This is a genomic window from Clostridium sp. AM33-3, assembly GCF_003480315.1.
Taxonomy (GTDB): domain Bacteria; phylum Bacillota; class Clostridia; order Lachnospirales; family Lachnospiraceae; genus Brotaphodocola.
This window is the reverse complement of sequence record NZ_QUIV01000007.1, coordinates 86,674-110,175: the sequence shown is the minus strand read 5'-3', so window position 1 is coordinate 110,175 and position 23,502 is coordinate 86,674. Positions and strand designations below refer to the sequence as shown.

21 protein-coding genes are annotated in these 23,502 nt (G+C 50.0%); 8 read left to right on the top strand and 13 right to left on the bottom strand.

Annotation, left to right across the window (positions count from 1 at the left end):
* Positions 1-75: 75 nt before the first annotated feature.
* The 5 genes from DW819_RS06065 to DW819_RS06045 all read right to left on the bottom strand — a co-directional run bounded on the left by DW819_RS06065 (position 76) and on the right by DW819_RS06045 (position 5,478).
* Positions 76-1,449, bottom strand: a complete 1,374-nt coding sequence (locus tag DW819_RS06065) for a sodium-dependent transporter (protein WP_118732513.1) — start codon at positions 1,447-1,449, stop codon at positions 76-78.
* A gap of 130 nt (positions 1,450-1,579) precedes the next feature.
* A complete protein-coding gene (locus DW819_RS06060; protein WP_118732512.1) occupies positions 1,580-3,316 on the bottom strand; it encodes an ABC transporter ATP-binding protein in 1,737 nt (578 codons plus the stop codon).
* Positions 3,307-4,080 carry an energy-coupling factor transporter transmembrane component T gene (locus DW819_RS06055; RefSeq protein WP_118732511.1) on the bottom strand — a complete coding sequence of 258 codons (774 nt, stop codon included), beginning with the start codon at positions 4,078-4,080 and terminating at the stop codon, positions 3,307-3,309. The genes DW819_RS06060 and DW819_RS06055 overlap by 10 nt, the downstream gene beginning before the upstream one ends.
* Before the next feature lie 25 nt (positions 4,081-4,105).
* Entirely contained in the window at positions 4,106-4,708 is a 603-nt protein-coding gene (locus DW819_RS06050) for an ECF transporter S component (protein WP_118732510.1), read from the bottom strand.
* Between the two features lie 20 nt (positions 4,709-4,728).
* Positions 4,729-5,478, bottom strand: a complete 750-nt coding sequence (locus DW819_RS06045; protein WP_347560173.1) for a nucleoside phosphorylase — start codon at positions 5,476-5,478, stop codon at positions 4,729-4,731.
* A 257-nt stretch (positions 5,479-5,735) separates the two neighbouring features.
* Here DW819_RS06045 and DW819_RS06040 point away from each other — a divergent pair, with 257 nt between their 5' ends.
* The 3 genes from DW819_RS06040 to DW819_RS06030 are packed head-to-tail and all read left to right on the top strand — an operon-like array spanning position 5,736 to position 8,735.
* A complete protein-coding gene (locus DW819_RS06040; protein ID WP_118732509.1) occupies positions 5,736-6,311 on the top strand; it encodes a cysteine hydrolase in 576 nt (191 codons plus the stop codon).
* Positions 6,312-6,325: 14 nt separating this feature from the next.
* Positions 6,326-8,020, top strand: coding sequence for a DUF2156 domain-containing protein (locus DW819_RS06035; protein ID WP_243025630.1), 1,695 nt, complete (start codon positions 6,326-6,328; stop codon positions 8,018-8,020).
* The gene (locus DW819_RS06030) at positions 8,001-8,735 is read left to right on the top strand and encodes an alpha/beta hydrolase (RefSeq protein WP_118732507.1); all 735 of its coding nucleotides are present in this window, start codon (positions 8,001-8,003) and stop codon (positions 8,733-8,735) included. Before DW819_RS06035 ends, DW819_RS06030 begins: the two co-directional genes overlap by 20 nt.
* A gap of 373 nt (positions 8,736-9,108) precedes the next feature.
* Here the strand turns inward: DW819_RS06030 and DW819_RS06025 are convergent, their stop codons facing one another.
* Complete coding sequence (locus tag DW819_RS06025; RefSeq protein WP_118732506.1) at positions 9,109-9,996, bottom strand: GGDEF domain-containing protein; 888 nt, start codon at positions 9,994-9,996, stop codon at positions 9,109-9,111.
* A 166-nt stretch (positions 9,997-10,162) separates the two neighbouring features.
* On the opposite strand from DW819_RS06025, the gene DW819_RS06020 reads away from it, so the two are divergent.
* A complete protein-coding gene (locus DW819_RS06020; protein WP_118732505.1) occupies positions 10,163-10,462 on the top strand; it encodes a helix-turn-helix transcriptional regulator in 300 nt (99 codons plus the stop codon).
* 18 nt (positions 10,463-10,480) lie between these two features.
* Here DW819_RS06020 and DW819_RS06015 read toward each other — a convergent pair whose 3' ends face one another.
* Complete coding sequence (locus DW819_RS06015) at positions 10,481-11,359, bottom strand: DeoR/GlpR family DNA-binding transcription regulator (protein WP_243025628.1); 879 nt, start codon at positions 11,357-11,359, stop codon at positions 10,481-10,483.
* Between the two features lie 274 nt (positions 11,360-11,633).
* Here DW819_RS06015 and DW819_RS06010 point away from each other — a divergent pair, with 274 nt between their 5' ends.
* The 3 genes from DW819_RS06010 to DW819_RS06000 are packed head-to-tail and all read left to right on the top strand — an operon-like array spanning position 11,634 to position 15,375.
* Complete coding sequence (locus tag DW819_RS06010) at positions 11,634-12,941, top strand: MFS transporter (protein WP_118732504.1); 1,308 nt, start codon at positions 11,634-11,636, stop codon at positions 12,939-12,941.
* A gap of 16 nt (positions 12,942-12,957) precedes the next feature.
* Positions 12,958-14,001, top strand: a complete 1,044-nt coding sequence (locus tag DW819_RS06005) for a sugar phosphate isomerase/epimerase family protein (protein ID WP_118732503.1) — start codon at positions 12,958-12,960, stop codon at positions 13,999-14,001.
* Between the two features lie 24 nt (positions 14,002-14,025).
* Positions 14,026-15,375: a sodium:alanine symporter family protein gene (locus DW819_RS06000; RefSeq protein WP_118732502.1), complete on the top strand. Its 1,350-nt coding sequence runs from the start codon at positions 14,026-14,028 to the stop codon at positions 15,373-15,375.
* A 56-nt stretch (positions 15,376-15,431) separates the two neighbouring features.
* Here DW819_RS06000 and DW819_RS05995 read toward each other — a convergent pair whose 3' ends face one another.
* The 6 genes from DW819_RS05995 to DW819_RS05970 all read right to left on the bottom strand — a co-directional run bounded on the left by DW819_RS05995 (position 15,432) and on the right by DW819_RS05970 (position 22,324).
* Entirely contained in the window at positions 15,432-15,704 is a 273-nt protein-coding gene (locus DW819_RS05995) for an acylphosphatase (protein WP_118534205.1), read from the bottom strand.
* A 9-nt stretch (positions 15,705-15,713) separates the two neighbouring features.
* Entirely contained in the window at positions 15,714-16,292 is a 579-nt protein-coding gene (locus DW819_RS05990; RefSeq protein WP_118732501.1) for a M48 family metallopeptidase, read from the bottom strand.
* 4 nt (positions 16,293-16,296) lie between these two features.
* Complete coding sequence (locus tag DW819_RS05985; RefSeq protein WP_118732500.1) at positions 16,297-19,644, bottom strand: TRAP transporter large permease subunit; 3,348 nt, start codon at positions 19,642-19,644, stop codon at positions 16,297-16,299.
* Complete coding sequence (locus DW819_RS05980; protein WP_118732499.1) at positions 19,641-20,132, bottom strand: TRAP transporter small permease; 492 nt, start codon at positions 20,130-20,132, stop codon at positions 19,641-19,643. The genes DW819_RS05985 and DW819_RS05980 overlap by 4 nt, the downstream gene beginning before the upstream one ends.
* 417 nt (positions 20,133-20,549) lie before the next feature.
* The gene (locus DW819_RS05975; protein ID WP_118732498.1) at positions 20,550-21,569 is read right to left on the bottom strand and encodes a glycosyltransferase family 2 protein; all 1,020 of its coding nucleotides are present in this window, start codon (positions 21,567-21,569) and stop codon (positions 20,550-20,552) included.
* Positions 21,566-22,324: a type II CAAX endopeptidase family protein gene (locus DW819_RS05970; protein WP_118732497.1), complete on the bottom strand. Its 759-nt coding sequence runs from the start codon at positions 22,322-22,324 to the stop codon at positions 21,566-21,568. Before DW819_RS05970 ends, DW819_RS05975 begins: the two co-directional genes overlap by 4 nt.
* Positions 22,325-22,497: 173 nt before the next feature.
* Here DW819_RS05970 and arcC point away from each other — a divergent pair, with 173 nt between their 5' ends.
* Complete coding sequence (gene arcC / locus DW819_RS05965) at positions 22,498-23,436, top strand: carbamate kinase (RefSeq protein WP_118732556.1); 939 nt, start codon at positions 22,498-22,500, stop codon at positions 23,434-23,436.
* Positions 23,437-23,502: the final 66 nt, after the last annotated feature.

Below are 23,502 nucleotides of genomic sequence, written 5' to 3'. Positions count from 1 at the left end.
TGCCTCACCCTTAACGGGTTCTGTATGAAGTGCTAACAGGTTCTTTACGGGACAGAGGATTTTTTTATTTTTTCTCTACATGGAAATCCATCCAAACGCATTTGCCACGGAACTGATCAGAATAATGACCGCAAATACCGGACACAGGTACTGGACCATGATCTGGAAGATTCTCTTTCTGTGGAACTTGCCTTCCCCGTGAAGTACCTCTTCCTCAATCCGTTTCATGCCTATGACTCTGGATACCAGAAGACAGGTGGCAATGGCCGCGATAGGCATCATGACGGAGTTTGTCAGGAAATCGAAGAAATCCAGAAACTGCATTCCGATGATGGTAACATTGGCTAACGGACCATAGCCCAGGCAGGAAAGGCTTCCCAGCACCAGCATGATGCCGCCGATCATGACGGTTGCTTTTTTACGGCTCCAGCCAAGTTCATCCTCGAACGTGGAAACTGCGCTCTCGGTCAGGGCAATGGAGCTTGTAATCGCCGCAAACAGCACTAACAGGAAAAACATGATTCCGGCAATGGTTCCGAAGCCCATGCTTGCGAATACCTTCGGAATGGTAATGAACATCAGTGCCGGTCCTGCCTGCAGGGTATCCGGATCTCCGCCGGTAAATGCAAAGACTGCCGGAATGATCATCAGGCCGGCCATGATGGCGATAGCGGTATCAAATATCTCCACGTTTCCGGTGGATGCCTCAATGGATACGTCCTTCTTCATATAAGAACCAAAGGTGATCAGGATACCCATGGCAATGGACAGGGAGTAGAACATCTGTCCCATGGCTGCCACCACCGTCATCCAGGAAAAGTTCTCCATGTTCGGAACCAGGAAATAGCGGATTCCGGCACCGGCTCCCGGTCTGGTCATGGAATAGCCTGCAATGATGACAGACAGCACGATCAGGATCGGCATCATAAATTTAGATACACGCTCGATGCCGTTTCTCACACCTGCATAAATGATAAACAGAGTAAAGAAGGCAAATGCAATAAAGCAGATTTCTGTTGCTGCTCCGTTGGAAATAAAGGCGGAAAAGTTGCCGTCCTCTGCAAGCTGTGCGCCGTGTCCGGTCAGGTATCCAAACAGATACCGGATCACCCAGCCACCGATCACGGAGTAATACGGCACGATCAGGATCGGGATCACTGCGTTGATCCAGCCTCCAAAGGAAAACCAGCCAGATTTTCCAAAGGTATGATAAGCTCCTACCGGGCTTTTTTTCGTCATGCGGCCGATGGATGTCTCCGCTACGATCATGGTGTAGCCGAATGTCAAAGCAAGAAGAATGTAGATCAGCAGAAAAATTCCGCCGCCGTATTTTGCTGCCAGATACGGGAAACGCCAGATATTTCCCAGTCCTACCGAAGCACCTGCCGCGGAAAGCACGAACCCGAGCTTGCCGGAAAAGCTGCTTCGTTTTTTATGATTTTTGCTCATAAAGTCCTCCAGTTAATTAAATTAAGTTTTTAAGCGCCATCTGGCAATTATAGCATAACAAAACCCCTGCTTCAAGCAGGGGTTTTGCAAAATAAAACATAATTTTTCTTCACATCTTAAGTGATGCGCATTAAGACACCTGATCCTTCAGAAGCTCCTCCACCGTCAGATAGCTCTTTTCATATCCCAGTGCCTCACAAAGCTGCATCACATAGGGCTTCTGCAGACGGGCCTTCTTCAGGGCTTCTTCCTGCGCGAACACTTCCTTTGCGGTTCCGTCTGCCAGCACCTGGCCGTGAGCCATGATGATGACACGCTCAAAGTTCTCTGCCACAAAATCCATATCGTGGAGAATGGCAATAACCAGCTTGCCGCGCTCCGAGAGACTGCGGATGATTCCTCCGATGATCTGCCGTCCCTTCCAGTCCTGGGCAATGGTCGGCTCATCCAGGATCAGCACATCGGTGTCCATGGCCAGCACACTGGCAATGGCAGTCATCTTCCGCTCATAAAGCTCCAAGTCGTAAGGATTTTCTTTCTCTTTCCCGGTCAGTCCGGTCAGCTTCAGAGCACGCTCTGCTTCTTTCTTTGCGCGCTCCGCATCCATGCCGATGTTTAACGGCCCGAACAGGATCTCATCCATAACGTTATACTTGAAGATCTGGTCATCCGGGTTCTGGAATACATAGCCCACATTTCCGGCCAGCATGGCTACCGTCTTGCCGGAGATGTCCTCGCCATGAAAATAAATGGAACCGGAGACCGGTTTTAACAGGCCCTTTAAAAGCTTGACCAGCGTGGTCTTTCCCGCACCGTTCTGGCCGATGATGGCAGTCGGGCGTTTGTCCAGCTTCATGTTCAGGTTCTTTAATACCGGAACATCTGCCAGGTAGGAGAAATCCAGCTTTTCAATGCAAAACTGCTCATCACTGGAACCGGCTGACTCGGCCGGTCCGCCAGCCTGCGCCGCTTCCGTTCCTGTCACTTTCTGCGCGCGTTCCCCGCCATCTGCACACGCCGGTGCCCTCAGCCGTTTCTCCCTCAGCACCCCGGCCGCCTCTTCCACGGTTACCGGGTAGGTTCCGTCTGCCAAGGTCACGCCCTCTGCCTTGCAGATACGGGTGAAGGCCGGTGCCTGGATTCCATAATTGTTTAAGTCCGGCATGGAAAATACCTTCTGCGGCGTATCGAACGCGATCTGTTTTCCTTTATGCAGAAGCAGAATGCGGTCACAGTAGGCTGCCAGCTTCTCAATCTTCTGCTCGATCATCAGAATGGTGATGCCGGAGCCAGTCAGAGTTTCTACAGCCTTAAAGACCTCATCGCTTCCCTCCGGATCCAGCTGGGAGGTCGGCTCATCCAGGATCATCACATCCGGGCGCATGACCAGCACACTGGCGATCGCCACGCGCTGCATCTGGCCGCCGGACAGATCAAAGGGATTGCGGTCCCGGTACTGCCAGATATCCAGAAGCTTTAAGGCTTCCTCCACCCTGTTTTTCATCTCTTCTGCAGGCACGCCCAGATTCTGCATGCCAAAGGCCACTTCCTCATATACGTTATCCTTCGCGCCGGAAAGCTGGTTAAAGGGATTCTGGAACACCAGTCCCACATGACCGCAGAGCTGTGCCACCGGAGTCCTGCCTGCCTCAATGCCATCTACCATGACCGTTCCGCCGTAAGCTCCCTTATAAAACTGCGGCACCAGTCCCATAAGAGCCTGGCTTAACGTGCTCTTTCCAGCCCCGTTTTCCCCGATGATGCCGATAAACTCTCCCTTTTTCACCGAAAAGTCCAGTCCATCCAGCGCCAGCTCCTTCGCATGAGGATAACGGTAACGTAAATTTTCAACGGTTATTACAGACATTCTACAATCCTCCATACCACAGCTGCCAGAATACAGATACCGAAAAGGATGGTAGCCTCACGGTCTCCTTTGTGGCGCGTTCTCTCTGTCAGCCAGGTTTTCTTCTTTCCTGCGCCAAACCCGCGCACCTCCAGGGCAATGGCCCGTTCTCTGGTATTGATCAGGGAGCTCATGACCACCGGGGAGATCAGAGGCAGAAATGCCTTCGCCCGGGTTCTTAAGTTTCCTTCTGTTTCAAGGCCTCGGCTGCGCTGCGCATCCATAATGGTGTTCATGGTTCCCATCATCTGCGGGATGATCTGGAATACAGAAGTTACAATATAGCCGAACCGCGGAGAAAAGCCCCGTTTTTCCAGCTCATCCACAAACTCGGAGGGCTTCGTGGAAAGCACAAATACCGCAAAGGACAGCAGCATGTTTAAGATATTAAGACCAATATGGAGGGCATAAACTATGCCCTCCCGGTAAAACTTCAGCCCGCCGATCTGAAACAGCACATTCGCATTTTTCTGATTGAACAATCCGTGGATCAGGAAAATGGTGAGCAGGATCGTAAAGGAAAACGCGATCAGCGGAACGGTCTTTTTTAAGATTTTGCCGCTGGCCAGCACAAGAAGACTGACCGCGATAAACACGCCGAACATCCACAGCCGGCCGGAAATCAACGGAATGCTGATAGCGGCGGCTATGTACATCAATTTGGTGAAGGGATGTACCCTGGTCAGGTAAGTCCCGTTATCTACAAAAAGACTGATACTTTTCATATTCTGTTACATTTCCTTTTCTTGATTAGTCCAGAGTCTCGATCTCGGAATTTGCCTCGTACAGTGTGGTCAGCTTATTCGGAAGACCCTTTAAGATAAAGAATACCACGATCAGCGTGATCAGCTTGTCCGGTACATCCACGACAACCTCATCCAGCAGGGAGCCCAGGAATACCGGCATATTGGCTGCCTGGGTTGCTGCGAATACCGCATCGCCCCATACATTACCGGTAGTGCCGCCCCAGAACAGAACGTTTAACGGAGTGGAAATAACCACAGCCGCAAGGCCTGCCACGCAGGCAGTGATGATAGCCTTCGGGAAGGTTTTCATAAAGCCCAGACGTGCCATGATTCCTACTGCCGCACCAATTCCAAGGCTGGTCAGCGCATAAATTAATGTAATGTTATCGCCTGCGGAAAATCCGTAGATCAGGTTGTTAGCCGCGCCACAGATTGCTCCAATGATCGGGCCGCCAAGGCATCCGCCGATACAGGTTCCGATGGAATCCAGCCACAGAGGAAGCTTTAACACGCTGGCAAACAGCTTTCCAAGATAGTTGATGCCGATGCAGGCCGGGATCAGCACGATCACAGCCGCATCAAATTTGGTTTTAAATAAGTTATTCATAACTCACACACCCTTTCCCTTTAAATTGTTTTGTTTTCCAGCTTCGTCAGTGCCTCAAACGCTGTCAGGATCTCATGCTCCTCGCCCTGAACCGTCAGGGCCTCACCGTCTGCATAACGTCCGATGTTCTCAGCCACATTGCTCTTGCAGGCCGCCACCACATTTAAGATGGATGCCGTCTTCATGCCACGGATCCTCCCAACCACAAATAGTGCCGCAGTTTCCATGTCAGACGCCAGCACGCCTTTTTTTGCCCAGTCTGCATAAATCGATGGGTTGTCATCCCGATACAGACAGTCATGGCTTCTTGCAATACCGGTATGGAACCGGTAACCAGCCTCCCTTGCACTCTCCTCGCAAGCAGTAAGCAGCCTGTGATCTGCAATAGCCGGATAACTGAGCGGCGCATAGCCGAGGGACGTTCCCTCATCCCGCACAGCTGCTTCTACCATGACCAGGTCTCCGACTCCGGCCTCCGGCTGCAGCGCGCCGCAGCTTCCGATCCGCACAGCTGCTTCTACACCGGTCTTTCGCAGTTCTTCCACTGCAATTGCCATGGACGGACCACCCATTCCGGTGGACATGACCAGAACCGGCACACCGTTCCAGAGACCACTGTAGCTTTTATATTCCCGGTTGAAGGCTAACAGCTTTGCATCTTTCAAATAGCCTGCTGCCCGCTCTGCCCGGGCCGGATCTCCCGGCAGCACCGCATAACGGATCCCAAGATTTTCCGGAAGCCGGATATGCGGCATTTTACTTTCTCCCAATGTTATAACCTCCTTCCCAATCGTATGACGTTTCATACCCTGTATACCCGCCACCAGATTTTTGCTGCGATTCATGCAAATAAATGTACACAAATTTGCGAATTTAACAGCAATTTACGATAAAGATAACATTATCCTTATGTAAAGTCAATGAAATGGAGGAATCCGGCACCAGTTTGTTAATAAATTAACATATCATTCTGCTTGTAATATCCTGCGCAGAAAACTATACTGAGACTAAAAAGGAGGAGTTTAGAATGGAACAAAACAATTCAGCTGACCTGCTTCTGGTTATCGATATGCAGAACGTTTATACAAAAGGACAGGAATGGGCCTGCGAAGGCGTAGAAGCAGCCTCTGCCTCCATTCTCCGTCTGTTAAACAGCCGGATGCCGGAGCAGGTCATCTTCACCCGGTATCTGGCCGCAGAACACCCGGAAGGTGTCTGGAAGGAATATAATGAAATGAACGCGGCAGTCAACGCTGATGCATGGCTTAATGAAATGATGCCGGAATTTCTGCCCTGGGTAAAAACACACCCGGTATACACAAAAAGCGTCTATTCCTCGTTCGCTGTTCCTGAGGTTGTGAAAGCCGCAAAAAAAGCCCGCCGTCTTGTGATTTCCGGTGTCGTGGCAGAATGCTGCGTGCTCTCTACCGTACTGTCCGCCATTGACGCTGGCTGTAAGGTCATTTACCTGACCGATGCCGTGGCAGGACTCAGCGAAGCTTCCAGAACGGAAACAGAAAAGATCGTTTCCTATTTTGCTCCGCTCCACACCGAGCTCATGACCACCGAAGAATATCTGACACACAGCAAACCGCTGTTATGAAAGGAAGGATTTCCATGACACAGACTTTTCGCACCCGGGTGGAAAACATCTGCATCCTGATCTTATTTTGTTTGTCCCTCGGCATGTTCGCCCTCAGTTTTCTGCACCGGCTTCCCGCAGAAGCCGTCCTGCTGATTTCCACCGAAATGGACTGGATGGTCCAGCGTGCCTCTGCCGTTGTTCTACTCTGTCTCTGCTCACAGCTTCGAAAACGGAAGCACGCAGCCCTGACCATCACCCTGATGCTGCTTTTTCTTGATTTTATCAGCTGTATTCCTCATCTGCCGGACGTTTTCCACGCCGCATGCATGATCTCCGATGTTGTCTTTTTTGCCGTTTTCTTCGGTTTCCGCTCTGACTTCTGCTGCCCGGCATCAAAAAAAGACCGCAAACGCGGCCTGCTTCTCCTGCTGCCCAGCTTTCTCGGAGTGACCGCAAACGCCGTGATCAGCTACCACTATTTAACGCCTGTTCTCGGCAGTGGGCGCCATACTCTGCTTAACAGCTTTAAAGAAAGCCTTGACATCCTGTTCGGAAGCGGAAGCTCCATCCCGGTCTCCCACGGTGCGCATATGCTGGAGCTTATGATGTTCTGGTTCAGCTGGGGCTGTATCCTGGCTGCTCTGCTGTATGCGGTCCGCCCGTGGCTGGCACCTTCCTCCCGCCGAGAATCCGACCTGCAGCATGCACGTACCCTTTTAAACCTGTACAGCCAGAACTGCTGCTCCTACCTGGCGCTCGAAGAGGATAAGCAGCTCTACTTCGGACGGAATGTAGACGGAGTGATCCCTTACGGCGTGGCAGGTGATACCATCATCGTCAACGGCGATCCGGTCTGCGCAGATGCAGACTTTCCTGCTCTGCTTTCTGAATTTAAAGATTTCTGCGTCCGAAGCGCCCACAAGGTCTTTTTCTTAAGCGTGACAGAGCACTTTCTGGAAGAATACAGACGCCAGGGCTTCGGCTATGTCAAATGCGGCGAGGAAGCGCGTTTCTCCCTGGCGGATTATGAGATCAGCGGCAAAAAAGGTGCCAAGATGCGCATGAACATCAACCATGCCAAAAAGGCCGGTGTGACCATTGCCGAATACAAACCGCTCCTGCAGCGTGACCCGGACATCGAGTCTGCCTTTGACCGTGTCACAAATGAATGGCTCGGTCAGAAAAAAAGCTCCCTGCTGGCCTTCACGATGGGCAAGGCCGGACTGGAAAACCCGATGGACAAACGCTATTTCTATGCAAAAAATGCCGAAGGAACCATCGTGGCCTTCATCGCTTTTGTTCCGTTTCTCGGAAAAGACGGCTACATGGCCGATGTTACCCGCCACGGCTGCAATGCTCCAGGCGGTGTCATGGAAACCATCATTTACGAAGCCTTTCAGACCTTCCGCTCGGAGGGCGTCCACTATGGAAGCCTTGGCGTAGCACCTCTGGCCGGTCTGGATGATGAAAAAGCCAGTCTTGTGGAACGACTGCTGCGATTTGTATACAACAACCTGAACGACTGCTATGGCTTTAAGGATCTGTACCGCGCCAAGGAAAAATACAGTCCGACACAATGGCTTCCTGCTTACTATGTTTACCTTCCGAAGCATCCGACTCCGGATATGTTTTACGCAGTGGTAAAGATCCAGAACCCGGACGGGATCCGCGAGGGCGTTCAGTCTTTCCTGAAGGGAAAAATACATCATGAAAAGCACATATCTTGATACTTCCGAGGCACATCTCTACTATGAGGTTGTCGGCCACGGAACACCGGTCCTGATGCTCCATGGAAACAGCCAGTCCCATCATGTATTCCACTCCTATAAGCGGAATCTGCAGAAAAGCTATCAGGTGATCCTGATGGACAGCCGCGGGCACGGACGTTCCATGACAGCTCGGCAGTCTTTCACGATCCACGACATGGCCTGTGACGCTGCCGCCCTGCTTGACCACCTTGGCATCGCTAAGGCCATCCTTCTGGGCTTCAGTGACGGGGCCAACATTGCGCTGGAGTTTGCCTGCTGCTTTCCAGAGCGCACCCTGGCTGTCATTTCCGCCAGCGGAAACGCTCTTTCCTACGGCTTACGGTTTCCGGTACGACTTGCCGCACAGTTCACCGGATGTGCCCTTTCATTCCTGAAAAACAGGCTGCCGGACAGCCCCCTGCGCCTGCAGCTGACGAAACGCCTGCAGCTCAACACCCTCTTAACGGACTCCCCGCATCTTTCTGCCAGACGCCTGCAGCATATCCAGGCACCGGTCCTGATCCTTGCCGGAACCCGGGATCTCATAAAGACCTCCCACACCCGCTGGATGGCAGAGCAGATCCCAAACAGCCAGCTCAGACTCATTGAAGGAGGCACGCACAAGGTCCTGTTTTTGCGGGAGCAGCAATGCACGAGCTATATTCTTGATTTTCTTCGGCGGAATCATCTGTAAAATCTGTGGTTTCTTATAAAACAAAATAAGAGCTATCTGACTTTCTCGTCATCAGATAGCTCTTTCAACAAATATCCCGAAGTTTCACTTAATAACCTCTCTTTCTTTATATTCTTTTTTCAAAGTGCTATGGGCCTCTGCCTTTCATTGGAATCTCCCTCCTTCGATTACATCTATGTAAACTCGTTAAGAGATTTTTTGTGGTAAGATTTAGTAACCCATTGGACCGTCCTCCGTTTTCTGAAGCTTTTCTTTTCGTTGCTTCTTTGTTTTTGTTGTCTTCATTGTACAATATTAAATACAATTTGTCAAGCGTTATTTCTAATTATTTTTACTTTTTTCTTGTATATTCTGAATATAAAGTTTAAATTGTTTATTTTATTTCACTTTTTCCTTGCTGTCTGTATCGTTTATACAGAGCTTGTGCATAACCCGGACATTCCTGCACTCTGCGTGTACTGTCCCAGTAATGCTGCTGCTTTTCCTGATACATCAGGCGTTCTGCACCGTGAAGCAGCCTGTCTGCAGCGGTGGTTCCGTCATTCCACAGATACCCAAAGGCAGCCAGCCCCTGTTCCTCCTGTTTCAGACGTTCCTTCAGAAGCTGAGCCTGTCTGATAAAGACCTCTTCCTGCACTTTAGGACAGATTATGACAAATTCATCTCCGCTGATCCGGTAAAGCTGGTCTTTTGCGAAATACTCCATGCTCACCTCTGCCAGATGCCGGAGTGCCTGATCGCCGTATTCATGGCCGTAGGTATCGTTTAAGTATTTCAGCCCGTTCAAATCGGCAAATGCAACTCCAACCGGCACCGGATGCTCAAGAAGCTGATTCAGCATGCGGATGTAAGAGGTGTTGTTTTGGATCCCGGTCAGCTGATCCTGATAGCTTAAACGAAGCAAATACTCCTGAAGTTTCTTTTTCCTGATTTCCGAAGCAAGAACACGGGCAATCACTGAAAAAAGCTCCCGATCCGGATCCAACGCGCCGGAATGCTCCACCTGCAATTTTCCGTACAGATTCTCTTCAAAAATAACAGGAGCAGAGAAACTGCCTGCTTCCTGCCGTCCGTCCGTATCCGGCTCACCGCACTCATAAAAGCAGACCTTTTCTGCCGCATAATACTGCCGCAGCAGCTCCAGCACCTGCGGCAATGCTTCCCGGTAATCCGCAGCCAGTGCCAGTAATTCTATACATTTGCTTTTTGTGCAGGCCGCCTGCAAAAGCGCAGACTGATCCGCCTGATTTTCGTGATTCATTTCTTAACCCCCTGTGTTTTAATACCAGTAAAAATAACGTTTTTTGTTTTTTATCCTGTAATTAAGCCCATTATAGCATCTATAGATATAATCAGCAATCTTTATAGATGTAATTTTTTCAGAATAAATTTGTTATCCTATCTCTATATCTAAAGGGAGTAACATCATGGACATCGGAACAAGAATCAGCTATTTCAGAAATGCAAAACAGTACAGCGTCAACCGGCTTGCAACCCTTGCCGGTATCTCCCAGAGCTACCTTCGGGACGTGGAGCTGGGAAAAAAGAACCCCACAGTCGAGGTTCTTTCTTATATATGTGATGCCCTGGATTTGTCTCTCCGGGATTTTTTCGATGACACACTGGAATCCCGTTTCTGCCAGGATCCGCTGCTGGCCCGGATCTACCAGATGAGCCCGGAGCAGCGAAACGCACTTCTTCAATTTTTGAACTCCATGGAACACTGACAGATCCCTGAATCTGTCTTATCTTTCTCCGTTCCGGACTACATGCAACGCAACGCCGGTATCCTTTATCTTCTGCTCCATGTCTGTATCAAGTCCTCCATCCGTGATAATCTGATCCACATCACACAATGCACACAGCTTTACCAGACTTGCTCTTCCAAACTTGCTGGAGTCTGCCAGGACTACCGTCCGGTCCGCGATCTGACACATCTGCTTTTGTACCCTTGCTTCACTCGGTCCCTGATCCGTCAGTCCGACAGACGGATGGACACCGCTGACTGACATAAACAAAATATCCAGATGAAGACTCTCAAGCATCTGGGAAAAATCATTTCCAAGAGATAATTCCTTTTTATCCAGTATTCCTCCAATCAGAATAACGGTAAACTCCGGTCGCTCCGATAAAACCAGCGCATTCTGGATGGAATTTGTCACTACCGTAAGATGCTCAAACCTGCGCACCAGCTCCTTCGCCATGATCATGCTTGTACTTCCGTAGTCCAGACCCACAGCCTGGTATTCCCGGACCAGTCCCGCCGCATACGCAGCTATGGCTGCTTTTTCTTCCATACAGCTGGAATTTCTGGTTTTCAGTGATATATACTGTCCGTTCTGTGCCGACATCCGGCTTATCGGTACGGCTCCGCCATGCACCCGTTTTAATTTTCCCGATTGTTCCAGTGCATCCAGATCTTTCCGGACCGTTTCAGACGATACTTTCATCTCCCGCACCAGGTCTGCACTATGTACAATACCATGTTCCTCCAGTAAATCTAAAATTGTTTTATAACGCTGCTGTGCCAGCATAACTATTTCCTCCTGTTTTGCATTCCGCCCCATATCCGCACAGTCTGCGCCGTTCATGCGCATACCTGCCGGATCATGTCCGTATTTCATTATAACGTATTTCTGTGCTATATCCTAGCATCTATTTACATTCCCAATTATATCAGTATTTTCCCTTCTTTTCACCGTGAAATCCAACAAAACGCAACTTATATTTTTGGATATTTCGTTGATTTTATGTGTTTTATTGCGTTTTATATTGATTTCGCAACCAAATACAGATATACTAAAGACCGAATCCAAGAAATACGTCTCAAACGCATTTCTGATATGCCTGGCAACGAATCACAAACTGCAGTCTGTCTACAAGAAGGAGAAAATGATTATGAGTAATGAAATGAAACAAAAAGCTGTAAAAGCAGTTCCAAACCGCTGGTTTGTCTTCTGCATCCTGACACTTTCCGGAGGCATTGCGTTTAAGCTTTCTTCTATGAAAGACATGTTCTATGTTCCCATGCAGCAATTTATGGGACTCACGAACACCCAGATCGGCGGCGCTTTAAGCGCTTATGGAATTGTGCAGACCATTGGCCTGATCTTTGGTATCTATATCTGCGATATGTTCAGCAAAAAATATATGATCGGCGGCTCCCTGATCGGTCTTGGCGCAATCGGCGTTTATCTTTCTACATTTCCTGGTTACTGGGGATTTCTGATCGCGTTCGGCGCAATGGCCATTCTCGGCGAGGTAACCTACTGGCCGGTTCTATTAAAAGCAATCCGTCTTCTTGGCGATGAAAAGACACAGGGACGCATGTTTGGCTTTCTGGAAATGGGGCGCGGCATTATTGATGTCATTGTTGCTTCAAGCGCACTGGCTATTTTCAAGGCTATGGGTGAAGGAGCTCCTGCATTACGGGGAGGACTTCTCTTCTTATCCGCAGTTACCGCTTGTGCCGGAGTTCTCTGTCTCATTTTTGTACCCAACGATGAAAAACGCACCGGCGAAAACGGGAAGGAGCAGAACCGTGCCCAGGCTGCATTCGGCGGTATGATCCAGGCATTGAAAAATATCGATATCTGGGCTGTTGCTCTGAACGGTTTCGTTGTATACTGCATTTACTGCGGACTGACTTACTTTATTCCATTTTTGAATCAGATCTACATGCTGCCGGCTACCGCAGTCGGCATGTACGGCATCATCAATCAGTATGGACTGAAAATGGTCGGCGGACCGATCGGCGGTTTTATGTCTGATAAAGTACATAAATCTGCCGCAAAACACATCCGCGTAGGTTTTCTTGTATGTGCTGTCGCAATGGCAGCGTTCCTGATGGTCCCTCACGAAATGCTTGGCCAGAACGGCAACTGGATTCTTGGCGCAGCCTGCACCCTGGGCTTTGGATCTATTGTATTTACCATGCGCGCAGTCTTCTTCGCTCCGATGGATGAGGTGAAAGTACCCGCAGAAATTACCGGTGCTGCCATGAGCCTCGCTTCCCTAGTCATCTACCTTCCGAACGCATTTGCATATGTTATGTACGGAAGCTTTCTTGACCGCTACCCGGGCATGACCGGTTTCCGCATTGTTTTCAGCGTCATGATCGGATGGGCCGTGATCGGACTTTTCGTTTCCACATTTCTGATCCACCGCATCAAAAAACACCAGATTTCCAGTACAGACAAATCATAACAGGAGGATTTTTCATATGATAAAACTCGGACTTGATACCGAAAGTCTCCATCTCTGGTTTCAGAACAAACGCATGGATATTTTCGGATTTATAGAAAAAGCTCATGAACTGGGCTTTGACGGTGTCATGATCAACATTTTAAAAGATTATAATCTGGACCCGGAATGGGGAACTCTGATGAGCAATGACCCCGCACACTTAAAAAGAGTACGGGACCTTCTGGAATCCTATCATATGTACGCAGAGCTTGCCACAAAAGGAATTACGAAGGAACATCTCCTGAAAGTCCTTGATGTCGCGGAAGCTCTAGGTGCGGATATCATCCGCACCTACATTCCGATCACCTTAAATCCACTCGCCTCACGTGCTACCGGCGGAGAAGGAAAATATGATCAGGCAAAAGTACGCGGCGATTTTGATCCTGCTGTTTTCGATGAAGCAGCCATGTCCCTGCGTCAGATCATTCCGGAATTAAAAAAGCGCCGGATCCGTCTGGCTCTGGAAAACCACGAATATGAGACATCTGACGAGCTTGCAGCCGTTATGAAAAGACTGGATACTCCCTGGATCGGCCTGCATTTTGATTTCGGCAACTCTATGATGGCCTGGGAGGATCCGGCTCAGGCAGCCATGAAAATGGCTCCGTATACCATTACCACTCATTTTAAGGATCATATCGTAATTCCATGCCCGGAAGATCCTTACGGATATGTGGTATGCGGAATTCCTGTCGGCAAAGGAAATATGGATTTAAAGGATCTGCTTCAGATCATTCTGGACCACTCTTCCATCACCCGCCTGAATCTGGAAATGTGTTATCCATACTGCGCACAGTTTAAGCGCAGTCCCGGTACTGGCGGCGTTTTCCGCGTAGGAGAAGGCTGTTTCAAAGTAGAAGCACCTCTCTTTGATCCGGAGACCGTAAAACCCGGAGATTACTACTATCCGCAGGAGATTTCGGAAGAGCTTCTGGAAGAATGCCTGAAGCTCCAGATGGAGGGCGTTAAACAGAGCGCGGCTTATACCAGAAAGCTGTGTGAAGAATACCGCAATCAGTAACAACAACAGAGAGGGGAATGGAGCATGCTGATTCTGACACCACTATTAAACAGAGTAAATCAAATCATCTGGGGAAACTGGCTCTTATTTGTTCTCCTTGGAATCGGACTATTGTATACCGTTCTCAGCGGTTTTGTCCAGATACGTCATTTTCCTTATATCATCAGGAAAACACTTCTGGAGCCATGGAAAACCAAACGACATGCTTCCAGCGATTCCAACTCAATTTCATCCTTTCAGGCTCTGTGCACCGCCGTAGCTTCCTGTGTCGGCAGCGGCAATATCGTAGGAGTCTCTACCGCAGTTCTCGCCGGATGCCTCGGGGCTATTTTCTGGATGTGGGTTGCAGCTTTTGTCGGTATGGCAACCAAATATGGAGAAATCATCCTCGGCCTTCTTTACCGGGTAAAAAATGAGGATGGCACTTATTCCGGCGGCCCCATGTACTATATCCGTGATGGTCTCCATGCTCCCATTCTCGCTTCCCTGTGTGCATTTTTCATGGTGATCCAGATTATCGGAGGAAACTTTATCCAATCCAATACCATCAGCAGCGTCATGAAAAATCATTTGCATATTCCAGAAGGAATCACCGGCGTGATTCTGGTCATTTTAATTTTTACAATTTCCGCAGGAGGGCTGAAACGCCTCGCGCGCATCACACAGAAGCTGGTTCCAGCCATGGCACTGCTCTATGTAGTCAGCGGGCTGGTCATTATCCTGCTGCATATCACAAGTCTTCCTGACGTGATCCTTAACATTGTCACCGGAGCCTTTGGACTTCGCCCGGTGCTCGCAGGTACAGCCGGAAGCATGATCATTGCAATGCAGAAAGGGATTGCGCGTGGTCTCTATTCCAACGAAGCCGGCGAAGGATCCGCGCCAGTCATCCATTCTGCGGCAAATGTACAGCATCCTGTGGAACAAGGCATCACCGGCGTAACAGAAGTATTTTTAGACACATTCGTCATCTGCACCATCTCCGGCCTGGTACTTGGCGTAACCGACGTTCTGGATTCCGGTCTGCCCGGAAGCATTCTGATGATACACGCTTTTTCCACAGTGTGGGATCCTCTGAAATATCTGGTCATCATCAGCCTGCTTTTATTCTGCACCACCACTCTGATGAGTCAGTGGTACTTCGGTTTTGTTGGCCTAAATTATCTGTTCGGTCACCGGATCGCGGAAAAATTCAGATATTTTTTCCCGCTGTTCTGCATGATCGGATCTATTACCGCCATAGACATCGTCTGGACCATTCAGGATATTGCCCTGGGCCTGCTCACCATTCCGAACCTAATCGCACTGGTCCTGCTGAGTCCACAGGTCAAAAAATGCTCCGAAGAATTCTGGAACAGGCATATATCCTCATAGCATAAAAGAGGCCACTGATTTTCATCAGCCGCCTCTTTTTCTATAAAAATATTGCTCTACCGGACAGAAAAGCTCTTTTCCTCTTTGTCCAAAGGAAGCTCCTCTGTATCCATCCACTCAATGGTAATGAACTGGTTATGGTTTAATCCCATCAGCAGCTTATTGATCATATACTCGCTTCCCTGGATTTCCAGAAGAACGGTTCCATCATACTCATTGCGCACCCAGCCGGTCAGCCCCAGGGACTGTGCAAGGTATTTTGCGGTATAGCGGAAGCCCACGCCCTGCACGCGGCCACGGAAAATAATGCGTTTTCTTACATCTGCCATAGCACCCTCCTACAAAGAATACTCTTTCAGCTGTTCTCTTCTCTCCAGGTAATCCGGACAATACTTCTCCACCTCCGCCCAGAATGCTCTGGAATGGTTCATATGGCGCCTGTGGGCCAGTTCGTGTATCACCACATAGTCCAGCAGCTCATCCGGCAGAAATGCCAGCTGGTAATTGAAATTAACATTCCCCTTCGCGCTGCAGCTGCCCCAGCGAGTCTTCTGGTTCTTTACGGTAACATAACCGACTGTCACACCCATTGCCTCACAGTAGTGCCGCACCCGCTTTCCGATCTTTAACTGGATTTTCATCCGGTCCGTTTTGCTTAAAAGCTCCGGCGGCGGTGCCGGTGTGCTCTTCCGTTTCTCCTCACGCTCTGCCATGACCTCTGTTTTCTCCAGGATCCAGCTTCGGTGATTTTCCACAAAGGCCTTCAGCTCCCGGTCGGAAACGCGGGTCGGAATCCGGGCCAGAACCGTATTGGCATCCCGCACTTCCAGGCCAAGGCTTTTTCTGGCGGAGCGGATGACCGAAATTCGGATTTCTCCCCGGCCATCCGCTTTCTTTATGCTCCATTCTGTTATCATAATTTTATTTCCGGAATGCTGCTATCAGAGCCTCTGCATCCTCATAATTCTGTGCCTTCAGCTCATTTACAAACCAGTCATCAATTCCGTCTACGGCCGTCTTGAAGGAATCAATATCCAGGTCCTCGTGAGAAGTGATGGTCACGCCGTTCTTTTCAGTCCAGCGCTTCATGATCTCCTCGTCACCGGCACGGTTGATCTCACGCTCGTAGCGGGTAGCCAGCGCGCCGCACTCGTCAATAACCGCCTGCTGCTCCGGTGTCAGATCATCGTAAATCTTCTGGTTGATGCAGAAGAACAGGCAGTCATAGTTTGCATTCCATAAGGAACAGTATGGCTGTACCTCCTGTACGCTTGCGGCATCGATGGCCGGAAGCGGATTCTCCTGGCCTTCCACCGTCTTCTGCTGCAGTGCGGTGTAGGTCTCAGACCAGTTCATATTGGTGGCATCTGCGCCCCAGCGCTTATAGCACTCCATAAGCAGGTTGCTTCCCGCTACACGGATCTTCAGGTTTTTCATGTCCTCAACAGACCTGATCTCGCGGACACTGTTAGTCAGTTCACGGAAACCATTCTCCGCGATACCCATGCAGTGCAGGCCATACTCGCTTAAAATGTCTTTTAACATCTCACCGGCCTCACCGTCTAACATGGCGTCCGCATCCTCAACAGAATCAAACAGATATGGCAGGGATACCACGTTAAAGCGCGGGTCAAATGCAGAGTAGATCAGGTTACTGTGCATGGAGATCTGAACCGGATCCCCATCGATCAGAGCCTGGATGCCCTCGGACTGGTTACCGTTGGTCAGCTGGTCTGCCGCGTATACGTTGACCTTGATCTTTCCGCCGGTGGCTTTTTCAACGAGCTCACCGAACTTGCGGCCGCCCTCGGCCCAGGTACTGGTCTCGGTTGTGGAGCAGGTAAAGTTCCAGGTCTGCTCTTTCCATCCAAGATCACTGTGGTCCTCTACGGAATCTGCACCGATGCTGCTGTCCGATTTCTCGGTGAAGACTGCGATCAGGTCTGCTGCATCTTTGTAGCCCTGATTCTCCAGCTCTTTCTGATACCACTCAGCTACGCCGGAAACAGCATTTTGGAAGGAATCTACATCCATATCCTCGTATCTGGTAATGGTCACTCCATTGTCATTCTGCCAGCGGTCCATGATCTCCTCATCACCGGCACGGTTGATGTAACGCTCATAATCAACCGCTTTCTGGCCTGCCTCATCGACCACAGCCTGCTGCTCCGGTGTCAGAGCATCATAAATCTTCTGGTTAATGCAGAAGAACAGACAGTCATAATTTGCGTTCCATAAAGAACAGTAAGGCTGTACCTCCTGAACGCTTGCCGCGTCGATTGCCGGAAGCGGATTTTCCTGTCCGTCTACGGTCTTTTGCTGCAGCGCGGTGTAGGTCTCGGACCAGTTCATATTCGTGGCATCTGCGCCCCATCTCTTATAGCACTCCATGAGCAGATTGCTTCCTGCAACACGGACCTTTAAGTTTTTCATATCATCCACGGATCTGATCTCGCGGACGCTGTTGGTCAGCTGGCGGAAGCCGTTCTCTGCAATACCCATGCAGTGCAGGTCATACTCGGCTAAGATGTCTTTTAACATATCACCGGCTCTGCCGTCTAACATGGCGTCAGCCTCCTCTACGGAGCTGAAAAGGTATGGCAGGGATACCACGTTGAAGCGTGGGTCAAACGCAGAGTAGATCAGGTTACTGTGCATGGAGATCTGAACCGGATCGCCATTCATCAGCGCCTGGATTCCCTCGGACTGGTTTCCGTTAGTCAGCTGGTCTGCTGCATATACATTGACCTTGATCTTGCCGCCGGTTGCCTTTTCCATAAGCTCGCCGAATTTGCGTCCACCCTCAGCCCAGGTACTGGTCTCAGTGGTGGAACAGGTGAAGTTCCAGGTCTGCTCTTTCCAGTCTAAATTACTGTAATCGCCAATCTCGTTAAAGTCAGCCGGACCGCTGTCCTTTTCACTATCTGCCTGACCGTCAGAGGAAGCCGCAACGGTTCCGCTGTAGGAGCCCTCTCCTGCCAGTGCCTTCGGAAGAAAGGTGGAAATAGACGGTACATAGGTGATCAGCAGCAGAACGATAACAGAGGCCACGATCATCGGCATAACGGCACGGGAAATCTTCGGAATGTCCACCTCCATGCCTTTTTTGAGTTTTACGGAAATCGCAACAAACAGGTTTACGCCGACCGGCGGAGTTACCTGACCGATGGCCAGGTTCACGGTTGCCACGATACCGAACGCTACCACATCGTAACCCAGGGCCTTACATACCGGCAGCATGATCGGGATGAAGATGTACATTGCAGAGTTTGCATCGATAAAGCAGCCTGCGATCAGGAAGATCACATTCACGATCAGAAGGAAGGTGAACTGGTTGTGGGCAATGCTTCCCAGTAAATCGGATGCCGCCTGGGCGATACCGAATTTGGTGCATACAAAGGAGAACAGAGAGGCGCTTGCTACAATGAGCATGATACCGCCGGTGGTCTTTCCGGACTCCACGAGAAGCCCACGCAGATCCTTAAAGCTTACTTCCCTGTAAATAAAGATACCGACAAACAGACCATATACAACGGATACGGCTGCTGCCTCGGTCGGGGTAAAGATACCGCCGTAAATGCCGCCCAGGATGATGACGGGCATTAACAGTCCCCAGAACGCGTCCTTGAATGCCTCCCAGCGCTCTTTTCCGCTGGCGCGCTTCTGGCTGGACTGGATGTTGTTCTTGCGGGCCTCGATCATAACCACGATGACTAAAGCCACACCCATTAAAATACCCGGAACGATTCCTGCGGTAAACATATCCGCAATCGAAACCCCGGTGATGGATGCGTAAACAACGAATGCGATACTTGGCGGGATGACAATGGCGATGGAGCTTGCCGTTGCCATTAAGGCCGCGGAGAACGGTGCGGAGAAGCCGCCCTGCTCGATCATGGCCGGGATCAGGACTGCCCCCAGCGCTGCCACGGTAGCCGGACCGGAACCGGAGATCGCGCCAAAGAAGCAGGCTACGATTACACACACGATGGCGATGCCGCCTCTTCTGTGTCCGACACAGGTATTAACGAACCTGATCAGGCGCTTGGAGATGCCTGCCTTTGCCATGATGTTGCCGGACAGTACAAAAAACGGAATGGCAAGCAGCAGAAACTTGCTGATGCCGGAATACATGTTGGTTGCCACGATCGTTAAGGATGTGCCGGAATAGAGAATCGCACATACGGAAGAAAGACCGAGACAGATTCCAATCGGAATACCCATGATCAGGAAAATAAAAAAGGAAACAAATAATACTGCACTGATCATTTGTCATTGTCCTCCTTTCCACAGCTGTCAAGATAAAACTCAATAAAATGCAGGATCATGCAGGCTGCGCCGATCGGCACAAAGGACCAGAAGATCCACTCCGGCCAGTTCAGCACGAAGGTACGCTTGCCGTTCTGCATCTGGGTGATGACCTTATCCAGGCCATATTTAAACAGTACTGCGGTGAAGGCTACGGAAAGAATGGTGCTGAAAAGCAAAAACACTTTTCTTACCTGCGCCGGAAGACGGTCTGTCAGAATGGTCAGATTAACCAGCTCGCCATCCCGGCATGCTAACGCTGCCGCAAGCAGCGTGATCAGTACAAACACTGCAACCACCAGTTCCTCGGTAAAAGACCAGGACTGATGAATGACTTTTCGTGAAAATACATTTCCCACCGTCAGGACGAGAATCAGTACCGTTGCGATTTCCAGCACCAGCTTTTCCAGTCCTGCGAGGGCATTCATGAGTTTTTTATAGGTTTTCATATACCCTTTAACCCCTTTCCCTGTTGTGTGATACCTCATAAAAGGGCAGAATCCCCCTGTTATGATTTTTGAATACAACCTGTTTTTTGTTTCGGAATTGTTGGCATACAAAGAACCTGCTGTCGGCAGTCACTCGATGTATAGAAGTAAGATGTTCAGACATTCCGATGCGAAGGACCTGCTGTCGGCAGTCGCCCCCGCGCATCGAAGGCTTTCTGATAACTTATTAAGGAAAAAAAGGTCCGCCCCACGCAGGGACGGACCTTCCTCTTCTTTTTGAAACCACCCTGTTTCCTGTAAGAAACAGATACAAACATGTGTACCGGTATCTTGCTCATTATTACTTTTTCTCATTAAAGTATTAACGGGATAATGATACACTATTTTAAAACCATCGTCAATTCTAAATTTTCAAAACTAGTTAAATCCAAAGAACTTCTGGCTGATCTTGTAGCCGGCAATGGATACGGTGCGGCCGCTCTTGCCAGGAAGATTCATGCTCTGTCCCAAAAAGCCCCAGCGCAGGCGCATATACAGAGCCAGATCCTGCTCCCGCAGATCTTCCCATATCTGCTTTTTCTTTTCCATGTTCTCATCGGTGCCGGATTTGATGGCCAGGATGGAGCAGATGGTCATCATGATTTCCAGGTAGCGCACCATGTAATGGCGGAGCTTGTAGCTCGTGATCTTTGCGCTGTGATAGTATCCGAGCATCAGACGGGTCACTAAAAGCTGCTGGTCAATACGGCCGATCATGACCTGCTCATTCACAGACTGATCCTGTCTGCCGATGAAATAGCGGTAAAAGTTTACATCCAGGTAGTAGAAGGTCTTCACGTACGGCAGCGGCTGGAATACGAAAATATTATCTACATAGAAGGTGTGCTTCGGCAGTTCCAGACCACACTCCTTCAGCATCTGGGTACGGTAGATCACAGAATGCATGAGAATGTACTGGCCCAGCATGAACACCTTCACATCCTTCCAGGTGCAAAGCTGGCGCTTTGGCAGAGCCGTGCGGTACTGCATGACGCGTTTGTGCTTTGCGCCCTGCTTCTCGTATACGAAATTAGTGATCAGCATATCCAGTGTCTGCTCACCCATAACGAAGCTGCGCAGGGTCTCCAGGACCTCTTTGTACGCCTCTGCGTTGACCCAGTCATCACTGTCTACAACTTTAAAATAAATACCGGTTGCTGCCCGCAGTCCTGCGTTTACGGCCTCACCATGACCGCCGTTCTCCTGATGGATTGCACGGCAGATACCCGGATAGCGTGCCTCGTACTCGTCCGCGATCTGGGCAGTGTTGTCCTTGACAGAGCCGTCATCTACGATCAGGATCTCCACCTCATCTCCGCCCGGAAGCAGGGACTCAATGCAGTTTCTCATGTAGGCTTCTGAATTATAACAGGGAATTGCAATGGATAATAATTTCATGATTTAGAAAAAACCTCCTTGGTTTTATATAACGCTGCAGCTGCCAAAGCTGTACCCGCTGCTGCAAAAAAGGTGACACCTGGCAGATTGAAAACCGCTGCATGACCGGCCATCAGCTCAGTCATGCAGATAGCCGCCCCATTGGCTCCCGCATGCAGGCATACCGCCGGAAGCAGAGAGCCGCTCCATTCACATACCAGCTCCAGACACAGGGCCAGAAGAAACGCGTAGATCCCCTGGCTTAAGTTTCCGTGGTACAGGCCAAACAGCAATGCACCCAGAAAAGCTGCCGTGCGCGCTCTCATATGGGTTCTCAGTTCTGTGCGGATCAGACCGCGAAACAGAAGCTCTTCGGTCAGAGGCGCAAGCAGAACCGTCACCAGAACCCGGACCGTCATAGAGGCTCCGTATACGGCCTCCCGCGTGCTGCTCCAGCCATCAGAGAGCATCAGGGCCTTAAGGAGCACATTCAGACAGAGACAGGCACCACTGCCAGCCACAGCTGCGAAAAAGCAGCCGGCCGGCAAATGCCTGGGACACTGCATCGGTTTCATATCCATGCTCCGTTTTTTCCGGTATGCAGCATACAGAAACGGTAGCGCCAGAAGCGCTCCGCCCCCAGTCACAGCCATGGCATCCTGTGTACCAAATAAAGAACATGCCAGGCCGGCAGCCTCCGTGCAAAGTTCATAAAAGAGGAGCGGTCCAAGCAGCCAAAAAGCTGTCCGGAGCGCCTTATTGTCTTTGTTTTCCATATGGTATTTCCATAAATATTCTCTCTATTTTCACATCAGCATTGATTCTGATATAACTCTCTCACTATACCATAAACTGGTTGCAATTTTCAAGCAGAAACACTATAATGAACGCAAACACTGTTGCTCAAACAGTATTATCCCAAATTCACAAACAGAAAGGATTTGATCATATGGCAAAGAAAAGAATTGTTATGGCGCTTGGTCACGATGCCCTGGGCACCAATCTCCCGGAGCAGAAAAAGGCTGTAGCTGCCACCTCAAAATTAATTGCAGATTTCATCCAGAACGGCTGGCAGGTTGCTGTTGTCCACAGCAACGCACCTCAGGTCGGCATGATCCACACGGCTATGAATGAGCTTTGCTCCAACCATGAGGACGAGGGCTACACCCCGGCTCCCATGTCCGTCTGCTCTGCTATGAGTCAGGGCTATATCGGCTATGATCTTCAGAACGGCATCCGTTCTGCCCTGTTAAAGCGAGGGATCTACAAACCAGTCTCCACTGTTCTTACTCAGGTTATGGTAGACCCGTATGATGAATCCTTTTACAATCCGGTAAAAAAGATCGGCCGTTACATGACCAGAGCGCAGGCAGATGCCGAAGAAGCAAAGGGCAATTACGTGACAGAGGTTTCCGGCAAGGGCTGGCAGCGTATTGTTTCCGCTCCGAAGCCGGTCGGCATTGTAGAGATCGATACCATCCGTACCCTTATGGATGCTGACCAGATCGTCATTTCCTGCGGCGGCGGCGGTATTCCGGTCATGGAGCAGGGCTGCGAGCTGCGCGGTGCCAGTGCCGTCATCGAGAAGGATCTGGTAAGCGGCCTTCTCGCAAAAGAGATCGATGCCGATGTTCTCATGATCCTGACCGACGTGGAGCAGGTTTCCTTAAACTATGGCAAGGCAGACGAGACTCCGCTTTCCCACATGAGCGTGGAAGAAGCAGAAAAATATGCTGAGGAAGGCCAGTTCGGCACCTCATCCATGCTGCCGAAGATTGACGCGGCCCTTTCCTTCCTGAAGGCAGGCAAAAACCGCAGTGCCATCATCACCACCATGGCAAAGGCTGAGGACGCTGTCAACGGCAAAGCCGGCACTACCATCGAATAAATATGTCTTACAAAAAAGGAGCTTTGCAGGTTCATCCCGCAAAGCTCCTTTTTTGTATTCCATTTA